The 16,435-nt window shown below is 64.6% G+C and carries 20 protein-coding genes; 14 read left to right on the forward strand and 6 right to left on the reverse strand.

Translation table 11 applies throughout. From position 1 onward, the window contains the following. Both I6F12_RS27125 and I6F12_RS27130 read left to right on the forward strand, forming a co-directional pair. Positions 1-483 (forward strand): GyrI-like domain-containing protein (locus I6F12_RS27125; protein ID WP_225157622.1); only part of this gene is annotated, 483 nt, incomplete at its 5' end. Between the two features lie 5 nt (positions 484-488). Continuing rightward, positions 489-1,193: an SIMPL domain-containing protein gene (locus I6F12_RS27130; RefSeq protein ID WP_225142365.1), complete on the forward strand. Its 705-nt coding sequence runs from the start codon at positions 489-491 to the stop codon at positions 1,191-1,193. 89 nt (positions 1,194-1,282) lie between these two features. On the opposite strand, the gene I6F12_RS27135 is transcribed toward I6F12_RS27130, so the two are convergent. Then, the gene (locus I6F12_RS27135) at positions 1,283-1,693 is read right to left on the reverse strand and encodes a hypothetical protein (RefSeq protein WP_225157623.1); all 411 of its coding nucleotides are present in this window, start codon (positions 1,691-1,693) and stop codon (positions 1,283-1,285) included. 176 nt (positions 1,694-1,869) lie between these two features. Beyond that, the gene (locus I6F12_RS27140; protein WP_225157624.1) at positions 1,870-2,934 is read right to left on the reverse strand and encodes an MBL fold metallo-hydrolase; all 1,065 of its coding nucleotides are present in this window, start codon (positions 2,932-2,934) and stop codon (positions 1,870-1,872) included. Positions 2,935-3,387: 453 nt separating this feature from the next. Here I6F12_RS27140 and ffh point away from each other — a divergent pair, with 453 nt between their 5' ends. The 7 genes from ffh to I6F12_RS27175 all read left to right on the forward strand — a co-directional run bounded on the left by ffh (position 3,388) and on the right by I6F12_RS27175 (position 9,457). Further along, entirely contained in the window at positions 3,388-4,938 is a 1,551-nt protein-coding gene (gene ffh / locus I6F12_RS27145) for a signal recognition particle protein (protein ID WP_225128097.1), read from the forward strand. Positions 4,939-5,038: 100 nt separating this feature from the next. Next, on the forward strand, positions 5,039-5,371 hold the full coding sequence (gene rpsP, locus I6F12_RS27150) for a 30S ribosomal protein S16 (RefSeq protein ID WP_025032875.1): 333 nt from the start codon (positions 5,039-5,041) through the stop codon (positions 5,369-5,371). Between the two features lie 6 nt (positions 5,372-5,377). After that, on the forward strand, positions 5,378-5,911 hold the full coding sequence (gene rimM / locus I6F12_RS27155) for a ribosome maturation factor RimM (protein ID WP_225157750.1): 534 nt from the start codon (positions 5,378-5,380) through the stop codon (positions 5,909-5,911). Positions 5,912-6,058: 147 nt separating this feature from the next. Continuing rightward, positions 6,059-6,814, forward strand: coding sequence for a tRNA (guanosine(37)-N1)-methyltransferase TrmD (gene trmD / locus I6F12_RS27160; protein WP_225157625.1), 756 nt, complete (start codon positions 6,059-6,061; stop codon positions 6,812-6,814). A gap of 110 nt (positions 6,815-6,924) precedes the next feature. Beyond that, positions 6,925-7,305, forward strand: a complete 381-nt coding sequence (gene rplS / locus I6F12_RS27165; protein ID WP_036008895.1) for a 50S ribosomal protein L19 — start codon at positions 6,925-6,927, stop codon at positions 7,303-7,305. Between the two features lie 444 nt (positions 7,306-7,749). Next, entirely contained in the window at positions 7,750-9,156 is a 1,407-nt protein-coding gene (gene leuC, locus I6F12_RS27170; protein WP_036024581.1) for a 3-isopropylmalate dehydratase large subunit, read from the forward strand. Positions 9,157-9,247: 91 nt separating this feature from the next. Beyond that, complete coding sequence (locus I6F12_RS27175) at positions 9,248-9,457, forward strand: hypothetical protein (RefSeq protein WP_036008898.1); 210 nt, start codon at positions 9,248-9,250, stop codon at positions 9,455-9,457. Positions 9,458-9,618: 161 nt separating this feature from the next. Here the strand turns inward: I6F12_RS27175 and I6F12_RS27180 are convergent, their stop codons facing one another. Together I6F12_RS27180 and I6F12_RS27190 are read right to left on the reverse strand one after the other, a co-directional pair. Beyond that, entirely contained in the window at positions 9,619-10,149 is a 531-nt protein-coding gene (locus I6F12_RS27180) for a hypothetical protein (RefSeq protein WP_225157626.1), read from the reverse strand. A 473-nt stretch (positions 10,150-10,622) separates the two neighbouring features. Continuing rightward, positions 10,623-10,898 carry a hypothetical protein gene (locus I6F12_RS27190; protein WP_036008907.1) on the reverse strand — a complete coding sequence of 92 codons (276 nt, stop codon included), beginning with the start codon at positions 10,896-10,898 and terminating at the stop codon, positions 10,623-10,625. Between the two features lie 156 nt (positions 10,899-11,054). Here I6F12_RS27190 and I6F12_RS27195 point away from each other — a divergent pair, with 156 nt between their 5' ends. From I6F12_RS27195 to I6F12_RS27210, 4 genes are all read left to right on the forward strand, one after another. Beyond that, complete coding sequence (locus I6F12_RS27195) at positions 11,055-11,453, forward strand: metallopeptidase family protein (RefSeq protein ID WP_036008911.1); 399 nt, start codon at positions 11,055-11,057, stop codon at positions 11,451-11,453. Positions 11,454-11,623: 170 nt separating this feature from the next. Continuing rightward, positions 11,624-12,229 carry a 3-isopropylmalate dehydratase small subunit gene (gene leuD / locus I6F12_RS27200; RefSeq protein WP_057026583.1) on the forward strand — a complete coding sequence of 202 codons (606 nt, stop codon included), beginning with the start codon at positions 11,624-11,626 and terminating at the stop codon, positions 12,227-12,229. Between the two features lie 79 nt (positions 12,230-12,308). Then, complete coding sequence (locus tag I6F12_RS27205; RefSeq protein WP_036024535.1) at positions 12,309-13,094, forward strand: hypothetical protein; 786 nt, start codon at positions 12,309-12,311, stop codon at positions 13,092-13,094. A 237-nt stretch (positions 13,095-13,331) separates the two neighbouring features. Continuing rightward, entirely contained in the window at positions 13,332-13,751 is a 420-nt protein-coding gene (locus tag I6F12_RS27210) for a hypothetical protein (protein ID WP_036008979.1), read from the forward strand. A 9-nt stretch (positions 13,752-13,760) separates the two neighbouring features. On the opposite strand, the gene I6F12_RS27215 is transcribed toward I6F12_RS27210, so the two are convergent. Further along, positions 13,761-14,534: an N-acyl homoserine lactonase family protein gene (locus I6F12_RS27215; RefSeq protein WP_225157627.1), complete on the reverse strand. Its 774-nt coding sequence runs from the start codon at positions 14,532-14,534 to the stop codon at positions 13,761-13,763. An 11-nt stretch (positions 14,535-14,545) separates the two neighbouring features. Then, on the reverse strand, positions 14,546-15,439 hold the full coding sequence (locus I6F12_RS27220) for an AraC family transcriptional regulator (RefSeq protein WP_225157628.1): 894 nt from the start codon (positions 15,437-15,439) through the stop codon (positions 14,546-14,548). Positions 15,440-15,633: 194 nt separating this feature from the next. Here I6F12_RS27220 and I6F12_RS27225 point away from each other — a divergent pair, with 194 nt between their 5' ends. Further along, complete coding sequence (locus tag I6F12_RS27225) at positions 15,634-16,389, forward strand: SDR family oxidoreductase (RefSeq protein WP_225157629.1); 756 nt, start codon at positions 15,634-15,636, stop codon at positions 16,387-16,389. Positions 16,390-16,435 lie beyond the last annotated feature (46 nt).

A 16,435-nucleotide genomic window follows, 5' to 3' on the forward strand; every position in this document is an offset into this window, starting at 1 on the left:
ACCCCCGCCCCGGTTCAGACCGCCGATCCCTTTGGCCTCGAGACCATGCTCGAGTCGAAGAAGGTCGTGATGGTCAAGGGCACCGCCAATTGGGACTCCGCCTTCGACACGCTGATCGACGCCTTCAAGGCGTTGAACACGCTGCTCGACAAGCAGGGCATCAAGCCATCGGGCAATTCGATGATCGTCTACACATCGACGGACGATACCGGCTTCACCTTTCTTGCCCAGATCCCGGTCGATCAGGACCCGAAGAACCTGTCCAAGGACATGAGCATCGGCAAATCGCCTGAAGGCAAGGCGCTGAAATTCGTCCATCGCGGCTCCTACGACAACATGGACAATACGTATGAGGCGATCACCAATCACCTCGACGACAAGAGGCTGGAAGCCAAGGACACCTTCATCGAGGAGTACCTCACCGATCCCCTAAAGACGTCCGAGGACAAGCTCGTGATCAATGTTTTCGTGCCACTGAAGTGAGACTGATGAAAAAGCCTGCCCTACTTGCCGCCGTCCTCGCCACCACGCTGCTCGCCGCGCCCGCGCGCGCCGAGGATTTTCCCTCCGCGATCTCGGTGAGCGGCGAAGCCTCCGTATCCGCGGCGCCCGATCTCGCGCAAATCGATGCAGGCGTCGCCAACGACGCCAAGACGGCGAAAGAGGCCTCCGATGCCAACAATGCCGCGATGGGCAAGGTGCTGCTGGCGCTGAAGGGCGCCGGGATCGCCGAGAAGGACTACCAGACCTCGCGGCTGTCGCTGCAGCCGCAATACGGCCAGAACAAATCCACCGGCGCCTCGCCGGTGGTCGGCTTCCGCGCCAGCAACCGCGTCACCGTCAAGATCCGCGACGTGACCAAGGTGGCCGGCATCATCGACACTCTGGTCAGCGCCGGCGCCAACGACATCGGCAATATCTCGTTCGAGGTGACGCAGGCGTCAAAGCTGCTCGATGATGCGCGCGAGCAGGCCGTTGCCGATGCGCGGCGCAAGGCGGAGATTTATGCGAAGGCTGCCGGCGTCACGCTGGGCGCGCCGCTCAGCGTCACCGAGGGCGGCGGCCCGGTGCCGCTGTTCAAGGGCCGCATGGCCGAACGGATGGCCGCGGCCCCACAGGCCGCCGTCGCGCCCGGCGAGGAGACGCTGACGGTGACGGTGAATGTGAGCTGGGCGATCAAGCAGGGGCAGTAGCCTCTTTCGTAAGGGGCGCATCGCCGCAACACCAATGGGCCGGCGACCCGATCATACGTCCGGCGGCAGGGGATGGCATTGTTGCCCGATCAATCATTCACGCTGATATCAGTAAAAAGAAACCCCGTCGGCGTCTTGGTAAAGACGAAGATGAGCTCGCCGCAGAAGTCGAAGTAACTGTCGTTCTTATAGTCATCGCGATCGTAGACGGCCTTGCCGCGCTGGATACACGCGCGATTTTTCGCCGTGAACGAGGTCCGATAGGTCTTGGCGCCAAATTGCGCGGCGTCGCGAATTGCGTTGTCGTTCATGAACGGCAACCGTGTCATACCGGCGACGGCGGCGGAATCGTTTGCCTTCAGCGCCGCGTGAAACTTCTCGATGAAGCCATCGAATTCCTTCTGCAAGGCAGGAGAAGCGACGGCGTTCCTCGCCTGGGCGGCGGCCGGAGCAAGGTTCACGAGAGCGGTTGCAAGCACAACTCTCAGCAAAAATCCCACAGGCCGGCTCCATCCATCGATTAATAAAGGTCTTCCGACCAAAAGAAATCCATGGTGCTTTGTTGCGTCATGGGCTTTCTGGTTCAACGGCGCAGAACCGCACGCACCTGCCGCAATGGGAGCAAAGCGGACATTGCTTTCGTCGCATCAAGCCGCCGGGTTTATGGATACACGACCTAAATCTCCACCACCTGCCCCGGCAGCATCGCCACGAATCTTTCCTGCGGAATCTTCGCGGCATCCAGCGCCTCGACCAGCGCTGTCGCCGGTGCGTCGATCGCTTCGTCCGTCAGTTGGAACGTGCCGTGGTGATGCCCGAGCGCGGCTTCCGCGCCGCAATCGGCCAGCGCCTTCACCGCATCTTCGGGGTTCATGTGCTGGTCGCGCATGAACCAGCGCGGCTCGTAGGCGCCGATCGGGAGGATCGCCAAGCGCAGCTTGCCGTGCTTCTCGGCGACGCGGCGGAAATGGCGGCCATCGCCATAGCCGGAATCGCAGACCACGTAGATCTTCCCGGCCGGCGTCTCCAGGACAAAGCTCGCCCACAGCGCCTTGTTGCGGTCGAACAGGCCGCGCGCGGTCCAGTGCCTTGTCGGCACTAAATGCACCGCGACGCCTTCGCCGAGTTCGACGCGATCATGCCAGTCGAACGCCTCCACCTTGATGCCGGGATCCCAGCTGCGCATGGTGACGTCGTTGCCGAGCGGGGTGACCACGCGCGGGGCGAAATTCTTGGTGAGCCGCGACAGCGTCGCGATGTCGAGATGGTCGTAATGGCCGTGCGAGACCAGCACGACGTCGATCTTCGGCAGCTTCTCGAAGGCGATGCCGGGGTCGTTGTGCCGCTTCGGCCCGGCGAAGGCGACCGGCGAGACCCGCTCCGACCAGACCGGATCGACCAGGATGTTGAGGCCGCCGGCCTGGATCAGCCAGCTGGCATGACCGACGAAGGAGAGCCGCACCTTGTCGCCGTCAACGCGCGCTGGCGGGGTGTCGGCATGGGGACTGGGCGCCCAATCCGGCCAAGTCGCCCGCTGCCGCTTGCCGCCGAGCTGCCAGCGCAGCACCTCGCGCAGCGATTTCGGCGGCGCCCCGTCCGGATCGAAGAAGGTCAGGCCGTCGAAATGATCGGAGGCGGGGCCGTCATAGGTTTTCATGCTGGACATCCAGAGGGAGGGGACGCCGACCAGCGCACCGGTTCCGGCGAATAGTCCGAAAAGGCGGCGGCGGGTGATCGGCACGGCGGGCTTCTAGGGATGGTTGGAGGGGTAAGACATCACCGCCTATATGGGCGGGGCTGGCGGAAAAGGAACCTGCGACAAAAGGATCACGTTTTCAAAACCTTGGCTTACCGAGGGCGGGCCGACACCCTAAGTTTCCTTGACTTTTGAGCGGGAGCGGCGTTTAACCCGGCCACTTTCTCGGAAAGGCTTTCTTTTCGACCCGCCGACCGGCCTCGAGGCCGGAGGTCAACGCCCGACAGCGCTGTGCGCCCTCGGGCGCAAAGGTGTTTGGAAGATGCTTATCCAGGAAGGTGTCATCGCCCGACTTGATGGGGCGGTCCAGTATCCCAGAGGCGGCTCGGCTTGAACTGAGGTGCTGCGGCGTACTGGATGCCCCCCCTTCGCGGGGCATGACAGCGGTGAGTTACGGAGCGCTCTTCCCATCGGGAAGACAGCAACAGGACAACGGCATTGTTCGACAATCTGTCGGAACGGCTTGGTGGCATTCTCGATCGTCTGACGGGGCGCGGTGCGCTGACCGAGAAGGACGTCGACGCCGCGATGCGCGAGGTGCGCCGCGCGCTGCTGGAGGCCGACGTTGCGCTCGAAGTGGTGCGCAGCTTCACCGAGCGCGTGCGCGAGCAGGCGATCGGCGCCACCGTCGTCAAGTCGGTCACCCCCGGCCAGATGGTGGTCAAGATCGTCCATGACGAGCTGGTCAACACGCTGGGCGCCGAAGGCCAGACCATCGACGTCAATTCCGTGCCGCCGGTGCCGATCATGATGGTCGGCCTGCAGGGCTCCGGTAAGACCACCACCACCGCCAAGCTCGCCCGCCGCCTGGTCCAGCGCGACAAGCGCAAGGTCTTGATGGCCTCGCTCGACGTCTACCGTCCGGCGGCGATGGAGCAGCTGGCCGTGCTCGGCCGCGACCTCGACATTCCCACTTTGCCAATCGTTGCCGGCCAGCAGCCGCCGCAAATTGCGAAACGCGCGCTGGAAGCCGGCAAGCTCGGCGGTTACGACATCGTGCTGCTCGACACCGCCGGCCGCACCACGCTGGACGAAGAGATGATGGCGGAGGCGGCCGCGATCAAAGCCGCGGCCAATCCGCATGAAGTGCTGCTGGTTGCGGACTCGCTCACCGGCCAGGACGCCGTGAACCTCGCGCGCTCGTTCGATCAGCGCGTCGGCCTCACCGGCATCGTGCTCACACGCGTTGACGGCGACGGCCGCGGCGGCGCCGCGCTGTCGATGCGCGCCGTCACCGGCAAGCCGATCAAGCTGATCGGCACCGGCGAGAAGACCGACGCGCTGGAAGACTTCCACCCGGATCGTATCGCCGGCCGCATCCTCGGCATGGGCGACGTGGTGTCGCTGGTGGAGCGCGCCGCCGCCAATATCGACGCCGAGAAGGCCGCGCGCACCGCCGAGCGCATGCGCAAGGGTCAGTTCGACCTCAACGACATGCGCGAGCAGCTGCTGCAGATGGCCAATATGGGCGGCATCAGCGGGCTGATGGGCATGATGCCCGGCATCTCCAAGATGAAGAACCAGATCGCGGCCGCCGGCATCGACGACAAGATCCTGAAGCGTCAGGTCGCGATCATCGATTCCATGACGCGCGAGGAGCGGCGTCATCCGGACCTCTTGAAGGCCAGCCGCAAGAAGCGCATCGCGGCCGGCAGCGGCCAGAGCGTCGAGCACGTCAACAAGCTGCTGAAGATGCACCGGAACATGGCCGACGTGATGAAGGCCATGGGATCGGGCAAGCGCGGCCCGCTCGCCGGCATCGCACAGGCGATGGGTTTTGGCGGCGGCATGAAGATGCCCTCGCCCGAAGAGATGAAGGCGCTGCAGGAGAAGATGCAAGGCGCGGGCGGCGGACAAGGCCTGCCGAATCTGCCGAAGGATCTGCCGCCCGGCCTTCGCACCGGCCTGCCCAACCTTCCCGGATTGACCGGGCTGAGCGGCAAGCCGACGCTGCCGGGCCTCGGCGGTTTCCCCGGCAAGAAGAAATGAGGAATTCGTCGCACGGGATCATCAGCATCTCGCGCGGCGCGGAAATACCAATCAACCGAACAAAACGTACTTTGCAAACCACACTTTCAAGGAGAACTGAATGTCCGTCGTTATCCGCCTCGCCCGTGCAGGCACCAAGAAGCGTCCCGTCTATCACGTCGTCGTCGCCGATTCGCGTTTTCCGCGCGATGGCCGCTTCATCGAGCGTCTCGGCCATTTCAATCCGCTGCTGCCGAAGGACAACGAGACCCGCCTCAAGCTCGACATGGACAAGGTGAAGGCCTGGCTCGCCAAGGGCGCGCAGCCGTCGGATCGCGTCGCGCGTTTCCTCGATGCCGCCGGCGTCAAGAAGCGCGAAGCGCGCAACAACCCTGAGAAGGCCGTGCCGCGCAAGGAGCGCAAGGCGCAGGCCGAAGCCGCCGCCAAGGCGTAAGGCCGGATCATGTCGGCGCTGGTCTGCGTCGCGCGGATCGGCGCCGCGCATGGTGTGCGCGGTGCGGTCAAGCTGTGGACCTTCACCGAGGATCCCTTTGCCGTCCGCCGCTACGGTCCACTGTCGACCAAGGACGGCAGGCGCCAGTTCGAAATCGCGCAGGTGCGCAAGGCCAAAGATCATCTGGTCGCGACATTCAAGGGTGTCGCGACCCGCGATGAGGCCGAGCGCCTCAACGGCATCGAGCTCTATGTCCCGCGCGAGAAACTGCCCGCGACGGACGAGGACGAATATTACCACACCGATCTGATCGGGCTCGCCGCCGTCACAACTGATGGCGATGCGCTCGGTCGCGTGCTCGCGATCCATAATTTCGGCGCCGGCGACATCATCGAGATCGCGCCGCCCAAGGGCCCGACGATGCTGCTGCCGTTCTCCAACGCGGTGGTGCCGGAAGTCGACCTCAAAGGCGGCCGCGTCGTGATCGCGCTGCCGCAGGAGATCGAGGGCGACGCTCCATCCACGGGTCGTCCCGCCTAGTGCGCAAAGCGCACGGGGGCGGGGACCCATAACCACAGGCCGGAATTTTTCGCTAAGCTGATCGCTCCAGCCATCGCAAAACGGGCTGCGGTGGTTATGGGTCCCGGGCTCGCGCTTCGCGCGCCGGGACGACGAGACTAGGATGCAATGACCAATCCCTCACCCTGGCGCGCGACGGTGCTGACGCTGTTTCCGGAGATGTTTCCGGGGCCGCTCGGCGTGAGCCTCGCCGGCCGGGCGCTCGCGTCCGGGCTCTGGCAGATCGAGGCTCGCGACATCCGGGCGTCCGCGACCGACCGCCACCGCAGCGTCGACGACACCCCGGCCGGCGGCGGGCCGGGCATGGTGCTTCGGGCGGACGTTCTGGCCGCGGCGATCGATGCTGCCGAAATCGGGCAAGACCCGTCAAAAGCGCGGCCCCGCCTGCTCATGAGCCCCCGGGGTCGGCCATTGACCCAGGCGCGCGTCACCGAGCTCGCCGAGGGCCCCGGCCCCCTGATCGTCTGCGGGCGGTTCGAGGGGGTGGACCAGCGGGTGATCGACGCTCGGGGCCTGGAGGAGGTCTCGATCGGCGATTACGTGCTCTCCGGGGGCGAAATCGCAGCTTTAGCCCTCATCGACGGCTGCGTCCGGCTGCTGCCGGGGGTGATGGGCAAGGAGGCCTCGGGAACCGAGGAAAGTTTTTCGGACGGCCTGCTGGAGTACCCCCAATACACCCGCCCGCAGCTGTTCGAGGGGGTTCCGATCCCTGCTGTCCTCACCTCCGGCGACCATGCCAAGGTGGCGGCCTGGCGGCGGGCCAAATCCGAGGCCCTGACGGCCGCCCGGCGCCCGGATTTGTGGGAAAAAGCCGCGAATCGGGGGAGCGGCCAAAAAACGCCAAAAAACAAGACAGACGGGTGACAAACGCTCCGGCTTGCCTTATAGGAGCGGCCAAATCCGCAATGGCTGGATAGACGAATTTTGCGCAGCCCCCCGTTTCCAGGGCTGGGCGCGCCGATGGAGATTTACCCATGAACCTGATCAAGCAGCTCGAGCAGGAGCAATTCGACAAGCTGTCGGCCGGCAAGGACATCCCGGAATTCGCCCCCGGCGACACCGTGATCGTCAACGTGAAGGTCGTCGAAGGCGACCGCACCCGCGTGCAGGCCTATGAGGGCGTCTGCATCGGCCGTTCCGGCGGTGGCCTCAACGAGAGCTTCACCGTGCGCAAGATCTCCTATGGCGAGGGCGTCGAGCGCGTGTTCCCGCTGCTCTCCCCGATGATCGACTCGATCAAGGTGGTGCGCCGCGGCAAGGTGCGTCGCGCCAAGCTCTATTATCTCCGCAACCTGCGCGGCAAGTCGGCCCGCATCGTCGAGAAGCAGGACCGCGCTGCTGCCGTCGGCGAGTAAGCTTCGCTACCAGGCAGGTCTTTCGAAAGCGCGGGGCTCGGCTCCGCGCTTTTTTGTTGGCGCTGCTGTCATTGCGAGGAGCCCTTGCGACGAAGCAATCCAGACTGTCTCCGCGGATGCATTTCTGGATTGCTTCACGGAGCCTGTCATCGGGCCGCGCTACGCGCGGACCCGGTGGCTCGCAATGACGAGTTGAAACTCTCGCGCTTTAGCTTCCGCGTGCTATATAGCTTCTAGAATGTTTCCAGATCCGACCAGCTTCGCCCGCATCCAGCGCATCGTCATCGACGATCGCTCGCGGCTGCCTGGCCGGTTCTTCGGACGCTTCGCGACCTCGGCAACGTCAGAGCTTAGCCGCGCAGCCTAAAAGCTGCGCTGACGATTTTGTTGCCCGCGCGCTCTGCCGCGCTCATCGCTGACACACATTCTTCGGAGCTCAAGCTCATGTCCAAGCCGACCACCCTGTACGACAAGATCTGGAACGACCATCTGGTGCACGAAGCCGAGGACGGCACCTGCCTGCTCTATATCGACCGCCATCTGGTGCACGAGGTGACCTCGCCGCAGGCGTTCGAAGGCCTGCGCGCCACGGGGCGCAAGGTCCATGCGCCCGAGAAGACGCTCGCCGTCGTCGACCACAACGTGCCGACCACCGACCGCACCAAGCCGAATCCCGACCCTGAAAGCATCGAGCAGATCAAGGCGCTGGCCGAAAACGCCAAGGAGTTCGGCATCGAATATTACAACGAGTTCGACAAGCGCCAGGGCATCGTCCACGTCATCGGCCCCGAGCAGGGCTTTACGCTGCCCGGCACCACCATCGTCTGCGGTGACAGCCACACCTCGACGCATGGCGCGTTCGGCGCGCTCGCGCACGGCATCGGCACCAGCGAGGTCGAGCACGTGCTGGCGACGCAGACGCTGATCCAGAAGAAGGCCAAGAACATGCGCGTCACCGTCGACGGCAAATTGCCGGATGGCGTGACGGGCAAGGACATCATCCTGGCCATCATCGGCGAGATCGGCACCGCGGGCGGCACCGGCTACGTGCTGGAATATGCCGGCGAAGCGATCCGTGCGCTCTCGATGGAAGGCCGCATGACGGTCTGCAACATGTCGATCGAAGGCGGCGCGCGCGCTGGCCTGGTCGCGCCCGACCAGAAGGCGTTCGACTTCCTGCGTGATCGCCCGAAGGCTCCGAAGGGCGCGGCCTGGGACGCGGCGATGCGCTACTGGGAGAAGTTGCGCTCCGATGACGGCGCGCATTTCGACCACGAGCTGCGCCTCGATGCCGCAAAGCTGCCGCCGATCGTGACTTGGGGCACCTCGCCTGAAGACGTGATTTCTGTCACCGGTATCGTGCCCGATCCTGATAAGATCGCGGACGAGGCCAAGCGCATCTCCAAGCATCGCGCGCTGAAATATATGGGCCTGACGGCGGGCACGAAGATCACCGACATCAAGCTCGACCGCGTCTTCATCGGCTCCTGCACCAACGGCCGCATCGAGGACCTGCGGGCCGCGGCGAAGATCGCCGAAGGCAAGACCGTGTCGGCGAACGTCAATGCCATGGTCGTGCCGGGCTCCGGCATCGTGAAGGAGCAAGCCGAAGCCGAGGGTCTCGACAAGATCTTCATCAAGGCCGGCTTTGAATGGCGCGAGCCGGGCTGCTCGATGTGCCTTGCGATGAACCCGGACAAGCTGAAGCCGGAAGAGCGCTGCGCCTCGACCTCAAACCGCAATTTCGAAGGCCGCCAGGGTTTCAAGGGTCGCACCCATCTGGTGTCGCCGGCGATGGCGGCAGCGGCGGCGATCGCGGGCCACTTCGTCGACGTCAGGGACTGGCGCTAAGCTGGTCCCTGCAATTGTAGCAATCGCGGCAAAAGCGTCGTTAATCGACGGCGCCGACGATGTCCTCGCGACGGTTTCGCGAGGACACGTCATGGCCAACAAGCCGGAATATGTCGATCTCATCAGCGAGGCCACGCGCCAGCACCGGCGACGCGCGCCGCCGTTGCGCATCGTCGCCAAGCCGGAGGTCGAGGAGATCTCCAAGCTCAGCCGCTGGCCACCGGCGATGTTCAAGCAATGGAAGCTGGAGAACCTGATGCGGTGGAAAGCTTCGTCGTGGAAGCTGAAGGATTGGCTCTGACCAGTCTCTCCGTCATGCCCGGGCTCGTCCCGGGCATCCACGAACTCTCTGCACAAGCCCCAAGAACGTGGATGGCCGGGACATAGGCGAGCGGAAGCGACGCCGTCCTTCGGACGGCTATGCCCGGCCATGACGAATGCAGAGCCAGCAATTCACTCACGTCACCAGTATCGGTACGGATAGTGCCACCGGGGCCAGTGGCAGACGCGGCGCGGGCCGTAATAGGTCCAGATGATCCGGCAGCGGCGCGGATAAGAGTAGGAAGGATAGTAGCCGCCGACATAATAGGGCCGGTAGAAGTGACGATGCCGGAAATGGGGGCGGTGATGGCCCCAGTGCCGGTGGACCCCGCCATATCCGCCGTAGCGAAAGCCGCCATGGCGATGGATGCCGACATGTCTGTGGTGAAAGGCCGGCGCGGCGCGGAAGCCACCGCCATGGAACCCGCGGCCGATATGCCCGCCGCCGCCGCGAAAACCGCCGCCGTGAAAATGCCCTCCGCCATGCCCGCCACGGCGAACCTGCGTGACGAGATCGTCGGTCGCGGCCTTCGTCATCGGCGACGTCGCCGGATTGATCAAGGTGAGCGCTTCAGCGCGGCGCGCGCTGCCGGCCGACAGCATCAGCGTCGCGGCGGCCGCAAGCCCGAGCAGGCGCATCGGGCCAGCCCGGCGGCCAAACATTCTCAGCATGGAATCCTCCCTGAATCCGGACGGCACAGCTGCGACGTCTCCGCCGCGCATTGCCGTTCAATTGCGGTCGCTCCCGAGATCAAGTTGCGGACAGCGATGTGAACGCGCCATGAATGAACGAGGCGCGGCGCCGCGATGCGACGCCGTGCCTCGCGCGATCGCAAAGCCGGCCGCCAAAGCGGCGCCTTACCAGAAGGGGCCGTAGGTGAACACAAACGGTGCCGGCACGCCGTAGGGATAGGGACGATAGTAGACAGGCCGCGCGTAGTAGCGCGGATCGCGGCGTATGGCAGGCCGTGCGATGTCATAGGTTCGCGCGTGTCGTCGCACATCGAAAACCGCGATCCCCGCCGACGCCTCCGGGACCGTCGCCCTTGGCGCGGCGGACGCGCGAGGCAGCCCAGTGGCCAGCGCGACGGCAAAGGCCCATGCGATCCATCTCGCCATCACACCCTCACGCGGTCGCCGCGAAGTCAGCCCCGACGCCAGTAGCAGCTCACGCGCGGCACGATCACCGTGCCGCTCGGCCGGTACTCCTGCACATAGGTGGCGTTGCAGACCCGGACCGCGTCGGGGCCGGGATTGTAGCGGGGATAGACGCCGTCCGGGCTGTAATAGGGCGTGATGCGCAGGCGCGGCCGCTTGCGCGGCGGGGGGACATCGTCCGGCGAGACCAGTTGGGCCATCCGGATTTCGGAACTGGCGGCCTGCGCCTCGGCGCCGACGCAAAACTGCGAAAACAACCCCATGCACAGTAGAGTCAGCGCTGTTTTCGTTCGCATTTTTCCGCCCACCCTGAACCGTCCCGTTGACGACCCACGCTCCCCGTTTTGGCGGCGCCCGTCAACCTCGCCGCGCTTATAAAGCCAGATGCATCAGCGGGAAACCCGCGCTAAGAGGTGCTCATGTGGACGGAATTGAAAGCCCCTTCGCTGGCCGAAATGGAAGCGATGGCTCACGACGTGTTCGAGCGCCTGCCGGCGGAATTTCGCAAGCTTTGCGCGGGCGTGATCGTCCGCGTCGACGACTTCCCGACCGAGGAGGTCCTGGACGAGATGGAATGCGAGAGCGAGTTCGACCTGCTCGGCCTGTTCCAGGGCGTCGGCCTGCCCCAGCAGAGCTTTGGCGACGTGGCACGGCTGCCCAACATGGTCTGGCTCTACCGCCGCCCGATCCTGGATTATTGGGCCGAGCACGACGAAAGCCTCGGCCACATCGTCCGCCATGTCCTGATCCACGAGATCGGCCACCATTTTGGTCTGTCGGACGATGATATGGCCGCGATTGAGGCTAAGGCGGAGTAGGACGCTCTCGGTCCACCTCTCCCCACCGGGGAGAGGTGAAATCCCGATGCCGCGCCAGTTCGGCTTCAAACCCCCTACGGCAGACTAGCCCTGCCGAATTCGGCCTAGGATTTCCGGCCCGATCGCGATAAATAGCCGGTTCCCTGAACCACGTGCGGGAAAGCGCAACCATGGACAAGTTCACCACGCTGGAAGGCGTCGCGGCGCCGCTGAAGATCATCAATGTCGACACCGACATGATCATTCCGAAGCAGTACCTCAAGACCATCAAGCGCACCGGCCTTGGCAAGGGGCTCTTCTCCGAGCAGCGCTACAAGGACGACGGCAGCGAGAATCCGGATTTCGTGCTCAACCAGCCCGCCTATCGCAACGCGAAGGTGCTGGTCGCCGGCGACAATTTCGGCTGCGGCTCGAGCCGCGAGCACGCGCCCTGGGCGCTGCTCGACTTCGGCATCCGCTGCGTGATCTCGACCTCGTTCGGCGACATCTTCTACAACAATTGCTTCAAGAACGGCATTCTGCCCATCCGCGTCACCCAAGAGGACCTCGACAAGCTGTTCGACGACGCCGAGCGCGGCGCCAATGCGACGCTGACGATCGACCTGCCGAACCAGGAGATCCGCGGCCCCGACGGCGGCAAGGTCAAGTTCGAGATCGATCCGTTCCGCAAGCACTGCCTGATCAACGGCCTCGACGACATCGGCCTCACAATGGAGAAGAAGGCCTCGATCGACTCCTACGAGGACAAGCTCAAGCGCGAACGCGCCTGGGCCTGATCGCAAGTTTTTGTTGAGCCCCGGTGCCGCAAGCGCCGGGGCTTTTTCTTTGTTCTGATTATCCCTTATGACTTCCCGCATGCTGCCCGAGATCGTCACCTTCTGGCATGGCCCGATGGACGCGCTGCGCCAGACCTGTCTGCGCTCGCAATTGGCTGCCGGCCACAAGGTCACGGTCTACAGCTTCGACACTATTCCCGGATTGCCGGCCGGCGTCGCGAATGCCGAGGCCGAGGCGATCCTGCCGCATGCGTTCTCCGAACGCCTGCGCCCGCCGCAGCCGGACGGCAGCTGGCGCGACTGGACCATTCTGCAGTTCAGCGACTTCTTCCGCATGAAGCTGATGGCGAAGGGCCTCGGCCTCTGGCTGGATGCCGACGTGCTGCTGTTGAGGCCGGTCGAGATCGATCCGGCCAAACCGTACTTCGCCTGGGAGCGGCCGCGCCAGCTCGGCAATTCCGTGCTCTATCTGCCGCCCGCGCACGGCATCGTTGCCGCCTTCGCGGAGCTGATGGAGCAGGAGGAGCTGACGCCGAACTGGCTGTCGCTGCGCCATCGCATCACCTTCATGATGCGCCGTTTGCGCGGCGGCTCGAACCGGCTCTCGGATGTTCGCGTCGCGATCTACGGGCCCGCGGCACTCACCGCGCTCGCGCGCCGCACCGGCGAGCTGCAGAACGCATTGCCGAAGCAATCGTTCTATGCCGTGCATGCCGAGCCAAAGCTGTTCTTCGATCCCTCGAGCTATCTTGGCCTGGTCACCGACCCCGCCATCATCGGCCTGCACATCTCGCCGAAGGGACGCGGCGGCGAGAAGCCGATTCCCGGCAGCCTGTATGCGTGGGCGGCGGAGAGATTCAGGTAGCTGCGGCGCAGGAGGTGCGCTCCCTCTCCCGCTTGCGGGAGAGGGTCGGGGAGAGGGTATCTCCGCAATGGGACAATCCCCCAGAGGAAAGAGCCCTCACCCGCGCCTTCGGCGCGACCTCTCCCGCAAGCGGGAGAGGTCGGCAACCCCGCTCTTTCCTGTTTGATCCAGCGCAACGCGCTTCTGCATCATTGTGCTTATCTCGCTCCAATTCCGACCGTCCGAATGGAGCTTTCCATGAGCACCGCAACCAGGCCCTACCCCATCGTCCAGGATCTCATCGAGTCCTTCGCGAACTGGGTGAAGCACCGCCGCGAGATCAACGAAATGCGGCAGCTCGACCGCGCCGATTTCGACCGGATCGCCAATGATCTCAGGATCGCGCCGGACGATCTGGAGGAGCTGGTCCGTCATGGCCGGCACGCCGCCGACGAGCTGCCGAAGATGCTCGAACAGCTCGGCATCAGCAGTGAGGCGCTCGGCCGCGCGCAGCCGCTGCTGCTCCGCGACCTCGAGCGGGTCTGCTCGCTCTGCAATCACAAGGGACAGTGCGACCGCGATCTCACTGAGGGCACCGCCGCGGAGAATTACCACGGCTATTGCGCCAACGCCTCGACCCTGGAGACGCTCGAGCGTGCCGACCTCGTGCCGCGGTGAGGCATTGCGCTACTCGATCCATTTCGGCGCGTAAGCCATCCCCTGGCTTTGCGCCGTATCGTGATTGATCCAGATTTCGGCGTTCTCGACGCGTAGCAGCTCGACCACCTTGGCCATCGACGCAACCGTCGCCTGCGGGTCGGCATTGAACGACGGCACGCGCATGTGCCGGAGGTTCTCCCGGTTGTGCGCGACGTCACCGCTCAGCAGCACGGCGCCGCGCCGCGGCAGCTTCACCAGCAGCGAGCAATGCCCGGGGGTATGGCCGGGCGTGAAGATCATGCGCACCGCGCCGTCGCCAAATAGGTCGTGGTCGCCATCGACAATCTCGAAAGGCCGCTCCTGCAACGCCTCGTAGTGCGGCAGTGAGTAGCCGAACTCGTCGGGGTCAGGTCCGAACATGGCTTCGAACTCGGCCCGTTGAGCGATCCATCTTGCGTTTTCGAACAGGTCGACATTTCCGATATGATCGAAATGCGCGTGAGAGAGGAGGATCGTGCCGATATCGCGGGGCCGCACCCCGATGTCATCCAATTGGTCCGCGATGGGACGACGCACGATGCCGCGTATGCCGTGTGCGATGATGCGCCCTTCCGGATACTTCGCCAGCTCATCTGCTATTCCCGTATCCCAGATCAGCCACTCGCCGCGGTGACGGATGAGATAGGCATTGCAGCTCAACGCCATGGGAATGCCGACATTGATGCCGGGAGAATAGATCGAGCCGTCTTCGACCTCAGCAATGCCTCCGTCGAGGATGTAGATCCGGTCGATCGTCGCCATGTGAGAGCTCTTCAAGCCGCCGATTCGACGCGCCGCTTCGCCTCGCGCATGTCGCGCCCAGGCGGCATGCCGAACAATCGGCAATATTCCCGCGTGAACTGCGTGACGCTTTCGTAGCCGACCCGATGAGAGGCGGTCGCGATGCTCGCGCCATCGGCCAGCATGGTGCGGCGCGCCTCGATCAGACGCAGCTGCTTCTGGAACTGAAGCGGGGTCAGCGACGTGATGCTGCGAAAGTGCAGGTGAAAGGCCGACTGGCTCATCCCCGCGGCCTTGGCGAGCCGGTCGACACGCAAAGGCTTGGCATAGTCGGCGCGAATGATCGCAACCGCACGGCCGATCCGCTGCGCATGGCTGTCGGCCATACCGAGCGCCCTGATGGCACCACCGTGCCGACCGGCCAATAGCCAATAATGCAGCTCCCGCAGCACTTGGCTCTGGAGAATTGAGGCGGACGAGGGCCGATCGATCAGGCGCAACAACCGCAGCGCCGCATCGCTCACATCCCGCTCCGCTGGCTCGACCCGAAGCGGCTGCGACGGAACATAAGGCGCGGCCCCCATCTCGACGACCAGCCCCTCGATGACGATGGGATCGAGCTCGACGACGAGCGACAAATAGGGCACCGCGGCTGTGGCGCGCGTGATCTGGCTGACCGTCGGCACGTCGCTCGAGATCACCAGCGAATCGCCCGCACCCAGGTCGAACGACGTGGCGCCGACCGCAACACGCTTGGCACCTTGCAGCACCAAAGCGACCAGGGGCTTGGCGATCGCAAATTGGAGCGCGCTCGGCGCGGTCTCACGGATGATCGAGATGCCGGCGAAAGGCGTGCACGCAAGGCCTTTGCCGTCGGCGTGAGCTGCGGCGTAATTGCTGGCGATCTGGAGCAGCGTTTCGGTCACGGGCCCAATCTAGGCCGCGCCAAGCATGCCGGCAATTGCCGAGGGGCGATCGGGCAAGAAGACGGGAGTTTCAGGCAAGGCTGCCGCCGGCCGCATTCCTGGAGGATTGGGCAAGACGATCACAGGATCCGGCAACATCGGATGCTCGATCACAGGCAGAAAGGCCCCTCCGAAACTTCACGAGGAAGCCTCAAATGCCCACCATTTCGCTCGTCACCGGCGCCAGCCGGGGCCTTGGCCGCAATACCGCAATCTCCATCGCGCGTCACGGCGGCGACGTCATCGTGACCTATCGCAGCGGCGCCGCCGCCGCCCGCGAGGTCGTCACCGAGATCGAGGCGCTCGGCCGAAAAGCGGTCGCGCTCCAGCTCGACGTCACCTCCGTATCGACCTTTCCGGCGTTCGCCGCAAAAGTCCGCTCAGTGCTGGCGGAGCATTGGCACGCCGACAAGTTCGATCATCTCGTCAACAATGCCGGCCAGGGCGAAATGGCCGCCATAGCCGAGACGACGGAGCAGCAGTTCGACGCGCTCTTCGACACCCATGTCAAAGGGCCGTTCTTTCTGACGCAGGCCTTGCTGCCGCTGCTTGGCGACAATGGCCGGATCGTCAACTTCTCGAGCGGGCTGACGCGCGTGTCTTTCCCCGGCTTCTCGGCCTATGCCGCCGCCAAGGGCGCCATCGAGGTTTTGACCATCTACATGGCAAGAGAATTCGGCGAACGCGGCATCACCGCCAACGTCGTCGCGCCGGGCGCGATCGAGACCGACTTCCTCGGCGGCGCCGTCCGCGACATGCCGGATTTGAACAAGCAGTTCGCGCAAATGACCGCGCTTGGCCGCGTCGGTGTGCCCGACGACATCGGGCCGATGGTCGCGAGCCTGCTCGGCCCGGAGAATCGCTGGGTTACGGCCCAGCGCATCGAGGTGTCTGGCGGCCAGACGATCTGAGTGCTGCGGCATTGGCGCACTCCGTCGCGAGGCGACGGAGTGTGCG

The organism is Bradyrhizobium sp. IC4059 (assembly GCF_020193615.1).
In the GTDB taxonomy this organism is placed as follows: domain Bacteria; phylum Pseudomonadota; class Alphaproteobacteria; order Rhizobiales; family Xanthobacteraceae; genus Bradyrhizobium; species Bradyrhizobium yuanmingense.